Source organism: Nocardia sp. NPDC055050 (assembly GCF_053608345.1).
In genome coordinates this window covers 1-9,527 of the sequence record NZ_JBSGVG010000080.1, presented here as the reverse complement: position 1 = coordinate 9,527, position 9,527 = coordinate 1, and the positions used below count along the sequence as shown (strand labels likewise).

Annotated in this window: 6 protein-coding genes; 3 read left to right on the top strand and 3 right to left on the bottom strand. The window is 66.3% G+C overall.

From position 1 onward, the window contains the following. Positions 1–38: 38 nt before the first annotated feature. Positions 39–3,266 (bottom strand): (Fe-S)-binding protein, encoded by a 3,228-nt coding sequence (locus tag ACWGCN_RS35490; protein ID WP_452529187.1) that lies wholly within the window; start codon positions 3,264–3,266, stop codon positions 39–41. A 457-nt stretch (positions 3,267–3,723) separates the two neighbouring features. Between ACWGCN_RS35490 and ACWGCN_RS35485 the strand changes: the two genes are divergently transcribed. Continuing rightward, the gene (locus ACWGCN_RS35485) at positions 3,724–4,449 is read left to right on the top strand and encodes a hypothetical protein (protein WP_378996925.1); all 726 of its coding nucleotides are present in this window, start codon (positions 3,724–3,726) and stop codon (positions 4,447–4,449) included. Between the two features lie 67 nt (positions 4,450–4,516). Here the strand turns inward: ACWGCN_RS35485 and ACWGCN_RS35480 are convergent, their stop codons facing one another. Beyond that, positions 4,517–5,047, bottom strand: a complete 531-nt coding sequence (locus ACWGCN_RS35480; RefSeq protein WP_452460323.1) for a YdcF family protein — start codon at positions 5,045–5,047, stop codon at positions 4,517–4,519. Between the two features lie 247 nt (positions 5,048–5,294). Between ACWGCN_RS35480 and ACWGCN_RS35475 the strand changes: the two genes are divergently transcribed. Both ACWGCN_RS35475 and ACWGCN_RS35470 read left to right on the top strand, forming a co-directional pair. Continuing rightward, a complete protein-coding gene (locus ACWGCN_RS35475; protein WP_378996920.1) occupies positions 5,295–6,617 on the top strand; it encodes a UDP-glucose dehydrogenase family protein in 1,323 nt (440 codons plus the stop codon). 90 nt (positions 6,618–6,707) lie between these two features. Continuing rightward, the gene (locus ACWGCN_RS35470; protein ID WP_452460322.1) at positions 6,708–8,066 is read left to right on the top strand and encodes an Hsp70 family protein; all 1,359 of its coding nucleotides are present in this window, start codon (positions 6,708–6,710) and stop codon (positions 8,064–8,066) included. Positions 8,067–8,127: 61 nt separating this feature from the next. On the opposite strand, the gene ACWGCN_RS35465 is transcribed toward ACWGCN_RS35470, so the two are convergent. After that, positions 8,128–9,399, bottom strand: a complete 1,272-nt coding sequence (locus ACWGCN_RS35465; RefSeq protein ID WP_449966284.1) for a YibE/F family protein — start codon at positions 9,397–9,399, stop codon at positions 8,128–8,130. Positions 9,400–9,527: the final 128 nt, after the last annotated feature.

Here is a 9,527-nt window from a genome sequence, read left to right as displayed (position 1 = left end):
GAACAATCCGCGCCTCACTGGTAGTTCGTCTTCAGCTGTCAGTTCTTACGCCCCGGCGACTTCGCACCGGACTTGAACCCGAGACCGCCCGGCTTGGCAGTCGGCGGCGCCACCGAGGTGCCGTTGCCGTTGCCATTGGCAGGCTCGGCCTGAGTAGCCGGTTCCGCCGCAGCAGTTTCGGTTTCGGCCGCAGCCGGCTCCTCAACCGGAGCCGCCTCAACCGGAGCCACAGCCGGAGCCGCAGCACCGGGCGCCTTCGGCCCTGGACGCTTCAACCCGGACTTCATAGCCAGCCCCTTGGCGGGAACCGACGGCTTCGATTCGGCAGGAGCCGAAACCGCAGGGGCGGCAGGAGCTTCAGCGGGAGCCGCCTCCGCTGCCGACGCTTCAGCTGCCGAGGCTGCCGGAGCGGCCGGGGCTGCCGGAGCAGCGGGAGCTGCCGCCTTGGCACCAGGCGCCTTAGCCTTGCCCTTCATGCCAAGCCCCTTGACCGGCGCGGCGGGCGCCGCAGCGGGAGCGGCTTCGGCGGGAGCGGCCTCGGCGGCAGAAGCCTCCGCGGCAGGAGCAGCCGCAGCCTTCGCCCCCGGAGCCTTCACCCCACCCTTCATCCCGAGCCCGCCAGGAGCCTTGGCAGCACCCTTCATCCCCAGCCCCTTGACCGGAGCCGCAGGTGCCGCGGTCTCAGCGGCCGCAGCCGCGTCTGCCGGAGCTGCGTCAGCCGCAGGAGCCTTGGCACCAGGGGCCTTGGCGCCACCCTTCATACCGAGCCCGCCACCGGGAGCCTTCGCTCCACCCTTCATACCCAGACCCTTGGCCGGAGCAGCTGCGGCCGGAGCAGCAGGCGCTTCAGCGGATGCCTTCGCACCCGGCGCCTTGGCAGCGCCCTTCATCCCGAGTCCACCACCGGGAGCCTTGGCAGCACCCTTCATACCCAGGCCGCCACCGGCGGGAGCGGCCTTCGGCGCGGCGGTGGTCGCGGTCGCGACCTCGGCCACCGGCTCCGGTTCCACCTCGGGTTCCGGTTCGGCCTTGGGCTCCTGGACGACGACCAGGTTCGCCGACAGTGCCACGGAATCGATACGGGTGATCGAGTCCAGCATCAACTGCGAGACATCGACAACCTCGACACCCTCGCCCTGACCCTGCTCCTGCCGCGCGGTCACCCCATCGTTGAGCATCACCCGACAGAACGGGCAACCCGTCGCGATCTTCGTCGGATTCGTCGACAACGCCTCATCGACCCGATCGACATTGATCCGCTTACCGAGCTGCTCTTCCATCCACATCCGGGCACCACCGGCACCACAGCACATCGACCGCTCGCCATGGCGCGGCATCTCGATCAGATTCGACCCCGAGGCCTCCATCAACTCACGCGGCGCGTCGTAGACCTTGTTGTGCCGACCCAGATAGCACGGATCGTGATAGGTGATGTTCTGCGAAACCGTCGCGACCGGCACCAGCTGCTTCTGACGCACCAACCGGTTCAGCAACTGGGTATGGTGCACAACCTCGTAAGTCCCACCGACCTGCGGGTACTCGTTGTTGAGCGTGTTGAAGCAATGCGCGCACGTGACAACGATCTTCTTCTTGGACTGCTCGACACCCTCGAACACCGAGTTGATGACCTCGATGTTCTGCAACGCCAGCTGCTGGAACAAGAACTCGTTACCCGCACGACGCGCCGAGTCACCGGTGCAGGTTTCCTCCGCGCCCAGCACCATGAACTTCGTGCCCGCGGTCGCCAGCAGCTCGGCCACGGCCTTGGTGGTCTTCTTGGCCCGGTCCTCGTAGGCACCGGCACACCCGACCCAGAACAGGTACTCGTAGCCGTCGAAGCTGTCGGCGTCCTTACCGAAGACCGGGATGTCGAAATCGACTTCCTTGATCCAGTTGAGGCGGTCCTTGGAGTTCTGCCCCCACGGGTTGCCCTTGTTCTCGAGGTTCTTGAACAAACCCGCGAGCTCGGAGGGGAACTCCGACTCGATCAACACCTGGTAGCGGCGCATATCGATGATGTGATCGACGTGCTCGATATCGACCGGGCACTGCTCGACACACGCACCACAGGTCGTGCACGACCACAACACCTCGGGATCGATGATGCCGTGGACATCCTCGCCACCGACCAGCGGACGATCGGCCTCGAGACGCGCGGCCTCGGGGATCTTGGCCAGCGCGGCCTCGTCGGGCTTGCCGTCGGCGTCGACCAGACCGACCTCGTCGCCACCGGCGTCCTTGCGGCCACCGGCCAGCAGGTACGGGGCGGCGGCGTAACCGTGGTCGCGCAGCGACATGATCAGCAGCTTCGGCGACAGCGGCTTACCGGTGTTCCAGGCGGGGCACTGCGACTGGCAGCGACCGCACTCGGTGCAGGTGGTGAAGTCGAGCCAGCCCTTCCAGGAGAAGTCCTCCATGCGGCCCGCACCCAGGGTGTCGACCTCGGGGTCGACGTTCTCCATGTCGAGAACCTTGCCGTTGGAGATCATCGGCGCGGCCGCGCCGAGGGCGACGCTGCCGTCGGCCTCGCGCTTGAAGTAGATGTTGAAGAAGGCCGAGAAGCGGTGCCAGGCGACGCCCCAGGTGATGTTGCGGCCGACCAGGTACAGGAAGGCCATGCCCGACATCAGCTTGATGAACGCGAAGATCGACACCATGGTCGGGCTCGCGGGCAGCAGCTTGGCGATCTGCATGGTGAAGAAGTCGGTCGAGGCGTGGCCGTGGCCGTAGGTGGCGATCTTGCCGGCCTTGACGAAGATCATGCCGAGGCCCTCCATCAAGACGATCGTCTCGATGACATAGGCGGGCGCCATCTTGGAGCCGCTGAACCGCGACAGGCGCGCGGGAATCCGCGGGTGGTTCAGCTGACGGATGATGATCAGCGCGCCGATGCCGACCACGGTGCCGATGCCGAGGATCTCGTCGACCAGGTGGTAGATCGCCCAGTTGCCGATGATCGGCCAGTGGAACGAGCCGTCGAAGGTCTGGCCGTAGGCTTCGAACCACAGGATCGCGCCGAGGATGAAGCCGGTCATCACCAGCCAGTGCGCCCAGCCGACCGTGCGGAACTTGTTCATCCGCGTGTGGGCCGCGACCTCGACGAACATGTTCTTGAACCGTGGGAAGAACGGTCGCCAACGATCGGGGGCCGTCTGGCCGATGGTGATGGCCTTGCCGATGTTCCATGCGCCGCCGATAAACGACGCCCAACAGAACAGGCTGAGCACAGCTCCAATCGTGCCCAACGTGATAGTCAGGGCATTCATGTCGCGACCTTTCTTTCGAGGCAACACGAGGGTCTGAGCGAGGAGACCTCACCCGGTTGCTCGTATCGTAACCGCCACTAAGTTACCGGCCAGTAACTACCGCTGTCCACCGTAGGATCGGCATTTGCCGTCTGACCTTGTTTACTGGGACTTGACCTGTGGTTTGCCTGTGAGCAATATCACAAAAATGTTTGCTACGGGGTTCCCGTAGCGACTGTTGAACACCGTAAACCGTCCGTGAACTGCGGCGAAGCTAAGGTCAGGCTTACTAAGTCCATCGAAATTCGTTCTGGCCTCAGGGGATTCGGTCCATTAAGCTCCAGCTGTTCTGCATGCTGTGCCGGTCTTCACACTGCTCGGGGAGAAGTAGGGGACATCTCATAGAGATGCCTCGCTTGACGAGTCTCGCGTGTCGCTGGATCGCACTCCGCACCACACCTGATGGATTGGAACCTGAATGAACTTCCGTAGGACCACTGCGGCTGCCGCACTGGTTATCGGGGCGATGACCGTGGCCATGGGCACCGCTCATGCCGAAGAGGCGCCGCAGGACATCAAGTACTCGGTCAAGCTGGTCGACAAGACCGTTGTCGCCACCGTGAAGAACGGCACCTTCTCGATCGTCGAGCAGGACGGCGAGACCCCCGAAGCACCCAAGACCAAGGTCGCCGAGATCAAGGACACCAGCGGTGCGGTCGTGATCGCCCTGCCGATCGCCTTCTCGATCGGTGGCGCGGAGATCCCGACCAAGACCGAGGTCGTCAAGGACTCCACTGTTCTGGAGCTCACTCCGGAAAAGCCCGCCGGCGTGGCCATCGGCCAGCAGGTGGTCAGCCCGAAGCCGGTCCTCAAGGACATCGCGTCGGCGCAGGAGAACCAGAAGGCGATCAACGACTTCTCCAGCAAGTTCAGCATCGGCACCGCGATCGGCACGTTCGTCGGCACCGCTGTCGGCGCGCTGATCGGTTGCGTCGTCACCATCCCCGTCGGTTGCATCCCCGGTCTGACCGTCGGTGCCGCTGTCGGCGGAATCGTGGGCATGATCGCCATCGGCGGTCCGACCATGGCCGTCACCGGCTGGGAGCTGCTGCAGGTGCTGCAGGCTCCGGACGGCACCACCGTGTGGGCCGACAAGCCGAAGGCAGTCGCGGCTCCGGCTCCCGAGCTCGCTCCGGCCAACTGATAGGGCTTACCCCCACAGGTTTTTCCACGTAAGGCCCCGCTCCGCTTCGGAGCGGGGCCTTACGCGTTCAGCAGTCGGCGAACCAAGCCTTCACGAATCCCGCCGACTGATACGCGTAGTCCCAAGCCCAGCGAGCGGGCGAGAGCCGCGGTTCCGGGTCGACGAACAGCAACTCGCCATCCCAGCATTCACCGAGGATGTACCGGGCCCGGGAGATGTGCGGGGTGAAGGTGACCACGATGACGCGGTTCCAGCCGGCCCCCAGGCGCGCCAGTTCTCGACCTTCGCCGAGGGTCGTGCGCGGACTCGGATCGAAGCAGATCACCTCGAAGCTGTAGCCCCCGTGGCAGATTCGATTCACCATCGGGCTGCGTTCGTAGGGGTTGGAGACCAGCACCCGAGGCGCGTACCCCTGCGCGGCCAACCGCAGCCCGAGTTGTTCGCGCCCGTCGTGCGCCCCACCGAGAACGAGAATTGCGTCGGCGATCTGCGGGTCGTCCGTGCGCGGGCGCACGTACACCGGCCACAACGCGACCACCGCGATCAGCACCACCACCAGCGATCCAGCCGTGGCGAACAGGACCCGACGCACAGTCAATGCTCCATCCGCGATGGCGTATTCAGGCGATCCCGCACGATTATGCCAATCCCCGCGAACCCGAGCGGCACGCCACGAGTGCAGGCCCACGATTCGAACCGTGCACCCGGCCGCTATCGCGTTTTCGCAGGTGAGAGCCCCGCACGCCGATCACCTCCGCTCGCGTTTCCCCCTGTACACCAGATGTTGCGCCCCCTCTTGCCTCGCTGACGCGGCGTAGCCACGCGCACCGCTTACCAACAGAACTATGCGATGCACAGTCTTCGGAACGGGGTACCTCGGAGCCACGCATGCAGCGTGTATGGCCGAGTTGGGACACGACGTGGTCGGGGTGGACATCGATCCCGGCAAGGTGGCCAAGTTGGCCGATGGTGTGGTGCCGTTCTACGAGCCCGGACTCGAGGAAGTGCTGCAACGCAACCTCGCCGCCGGTCGTTTGCGGTTCACCACGGATTATTCCGATGCCGCGGCCCATGCCGACGTCCACTTCCTCGGGGTGGGGACACCGCAGAAGAAGGGCGAGTACGGCGCCGATCTGAAATACGTGCACGCGGTGGTGGATACGCTCGCCCCGATGCTGGAACGCCCGGCGATGATCGTCGGCAAGTCCACCGTTCCGGTGGGAACCGCCGCGGCCCTCGGCATTCGGGCTCGCGAGCAGGCGAAGGTCGACGTCGAGGTCGCCTGGAACCCCGAGTTCCTGCGCGAGGGTTTCGCGGTGCAGGACACCCTGCGCCCCGACCGCCTGGTCCTCGGACTGGATCACGGCCGCGAACGCTCGGCGTGGGTGGAGGAGCACATCCGCGAGATCTACGCCGACCTCATCGCCGCCGAGATCCCCTTCCTGCTCACCGATCTGGCCACCGCCGAATTGGTGAAGGTCTCGGCGAACGCCTTTCTGGCGACGAAGATCTCGTTCATCAACGCCGTCTCGGAGGTGTGTGAGGCCACCGGCGCCGACGTGACCATGCTGGCCGACGCGCTCGGGTACGACGCCCGCATCGGCCGCCGGTTCCTCAATGCCGGACTCGGTTTCGGTGGCGGCTGCTTACCCAAGGACATCCGCGCCTTCATGGCGCGCTCGGGTGAGCTCGGCGCCGATCACGCCGTGGCGTTCCTGCGCGAGGTCGACAACATCAACATGCGCCGCCGGACGAAGGTCGTCGACATGGCCGCCCGCGCCTGTGGGGGTTCCCTGCTCGGCGCGAATGTGGCGGTCCTCGGCGCGGCCTTCAAGCCGGAATCCGATGATGTGCGCGATTCGCCCGCCTTGAACGTGGCCGGGATGATCCAGCTGCACGGCGCCGTCGTCACCGTGTACGACCCCAAGGCAGTGGAGAATTCGCGCCGGGTGTTCCCCACGTTGAACTACGCCACTTCGGTCTCGGAGGCCTGCGATCGCGCCGATGTGGTGCTGGTCCTTACCGAGTGGAACGAATTCACCGCTTTGACGCCGGCCGACCTCGACCCGGTGGTACGGTCCCGTTCGATCATCGACGGTCGCAACTGCTTGGACAGCACAACCTGGCGTGCGGCCGGGTGGGTATACGCCGGACTCGGCACCCCGTAGAGTAACGAGCCAAGCGGGGGCTGGGCGGATTTCGGTCCGCGTTATCGCAGTCCCTCGCATGTCGTGCAGCACGGACGAGATGGGCAGCGGATGAGTTCGGTTCTGGGAATATCGGTGGGGGCCGGGACGGTGCGCCTCGCTCGTCCGCAGCACGGTGGCCCGCACGATTCCGTTCCGCCGTCTTCGTTCGAGGTGCAATCGATCTCGATGCCCGAACAGCAGGCCGAGGAGTCCGCCGCCGACGCGATCGCCGCCACGCTGGCCGCGTCGCCGGAGATCGCCGCCACCACCATCACCTTCCGCAGCGAACCGCAGGCCAGGGCGGTCCGCGCGGCGATGGCGCGACGCCAGCTCACGAACTACCAGCTCGTTCCCGAAGCCGTTGCCGCCGTGCACTTCGCCCATGCCACTAGCGATATGCGGGAAGTGTCCACCCTGGCCGTCTACGACCTGGGCAGTTCGGGTCTCACGGTGAGCGTGATCAACGCCCGCACCAGCGATGTGTACCAGTGCGAGCGGATCAGCGATATCAGCGGCGACTACCTGGATTCGCTGATCAGGGAGCAGCAGATCGCCTCGGGCCGGATCGCGCATCCGGCCGACCCGGCGGGTCTGGCCGCCCTCGACGGTCTGTGCCGGGCCGCCAAGGAGCAGCTGTCCAACAGCAACGCGGTGGCCCTCCCCAGCGAGCAGGGCCTGGTGCTGCTCACGCAGGAGAATTTCGAAGCGCTGATGATGCTGGCGATCGAGTCGTCGGCCCGGATGACCCGCGATGTCATCATCCGCGCGCAGCATCCGGTGCAGGCGGTGCTGGTGCTCGGTGGTGGCGCCCGGATTCCGTTGATCGCGCGCGTGCTCGAGCGCACGATCGGCGTGCCCGTGATCGTGCCCGCCGAGCCGGAGACGGCGCTGGCCCGCGGTGCCGCGCTGCTGGCCCGCCCCGCCCAGGTCCAGCAGGCCCCCGTCGCCCCGGCGCCGATCCCGATGGGCGACCACGACGACTCCACCCCCGCCTGGCTCACCGCGCCGACCCGTGGTCGTCGCCCGCTCAGCGCACTCACCAGCCGCGCGCATTCGCGCCGGGAACTGAACGTGGCGGTGCTCACGGTGAGTTCGCTGGTGGTGGTCGCGGCGATCGGCCTCGGCCTCGGTTACGGCCCCGAAGTACTCGAGCGCGGTTCGTCGAGCGACGGTTCGCAAGCCGTCCCCGCCACCACCGCGCCGCGCCCCACCGCCGTCGGCCCGACGACGGCCTCGGTCGCGACGACCGAGGCCCAGCACGAAACCGTTGCCGCGCCACCGGTCAACCCGCGCCAAGCCGAGGAAACCACCGCCGCGCCGCCGTCGCAGGGTCCCAACACCTTCACCGTCGTCCCCGGGCTGCCCCCGGTGGTGCTGCCCACCCTGCCCCCGGTGGTCCTGCCCGGCTTCCCGCCTGCCGGTCAGTAACCGTTCCTGCTTCCCGGTTCGCCGAACCGAGCTCCGTGAGCCGGTCCGGCGCCGAACAGTCTCAGTTCCGCGCGTGCCGGGCCCGCGCGGGCGCCACAGCGGCCTGCTTCGCACCGAACGGCCGGGCCAGCATCACCGCGATCGCGGTCGTCAACGGCACCGACAACGCCAACGCGATACCGCCCACCGCCGATCGCGTGATCTCGATGGCCACCGCGTCGCCGGTCAGCACATCGGTGATCGATCGCCCCGCGATGCTGAACAACAGCAGCAACGGCAGCGCCCCACCGGCGTAGGCGAGCACGAGCGTGTAGACCGTACTGGCGATGTGGTCGCGCCCGACTCGCATGGCCGCGGTGAAGATCTCGCGCCGCGACGCTCCTTCATCGAGCGCGGCGAGTTCGAAGGCCGCCGAGGCCTGCGTGATGGTCACGTCGTTGAGCACACCGAGCGAGCCGATGATGAATCCCGCCAGCAGCAACCCGGTGATGCTCACGTGCTGAATGTAGGTCGCCACGTTGGTGTTCTGTTCCTCGGACAGCCCCGTGAGATGGGTGACCTCGATCGCCAGCCAGGACAGCACGGCCGCCACCACCATCGACGCGAGCGTGCCGAGCAAGGCCGAACTTGTCCGCAGATTCACCCCGTGGGCGAGGTAGAGCACCACGTACAGAATCAGCGCCCCCGACACCAGCGCGACCGGGATCGCCGACTTCCCGTCGAGCAACGCGGGCAACAGGAACATCACCACCACGCCGAACGCGAAACACAACCCGACCAGCGCCCGGAATCCCCGCCACCGCGCGACCACACAGATCACCACGACGAAGGCGAGCACGATCAAGGTCAGCGGCAGCCCGCGCGAGTAGTCCTCGAACGCGTACATGGTGACCCCGGACGGATCCGCGGCACGGACCACCCGGATGTCGTCACCTGTCCGTAGATCGGGCTGCCCCGGCCCCGGCGCGATCTCGAACAGCGTCTTCTTGCCCTCGTCGGGTCCCGACCTGATATCGATGATGCTGCGCTGACAGGTGTAGGAGGAGGTCCGCGGCGGTTCCGGCTTGTCGGCGAACACCTTGCCGTTCGATGGACTCCCGCAGGGACCGATGTCCTGCATGACAACGGTTCCGGCCTCGGTCTCCACGGCCCCACCGGACATGGTCTGCATCGGCAGCGGAATCTCGACGTGCTGCGCGCTCGGCCACAGAATCACCGTCGCGACCAACACCACCGCCCCGATGATCGCCAACAACCCGACGACAACCTTCGCCGCGGTGTCACTGATGGCGATGGGCCCGGAATGGTCGTGATGGTGATGATGCTCGCTCACGACCAGAGCTTAAAGGACCTCGTTTTCAATAACACGCCCGCAACACCAGATCTCGCGACAACATGGACAACTCCAGTACCCCTGGTCGCACAAAAAAGCCTCCCCGGGTCCAGGTCTGACCTGGACCC

What these genes read in the sequence shown, in the direction of transcription:
- ACWGCN_RS35485 (WP_378996925.1), top strand. Translation starts at nt 3,724, where the DNA reads ATGAACTTCCGTAGGACCACTGCGGCTGCCGCACTGGTTATCGGGGCG.
- ACWGCN_RS35470 (WP_452460322.1), top strand. Translation starts at nt 6,708, where the DNA reads ATGAGTTCGGTTCTGGGAATATCGGTGGGGGCCGGGACGGTGCGCCTC.
- ACWGCN_RS35475 (WP_378996920.1), top strand. Translation starts at nt 5,295, where the DNA reads ATGCGATGCACAGTCTTCGGAACGGGGTACCTCGGAGCCACGCATGCA.
- ACWGCN_RS35490 (WP_452529187.1), bottom strand. Translation starts at nt 3,266, where the DNA reads ATGAATGCCCTGACTATCACGTTGGGCACGATTGGAGCTGTGCTCAGC.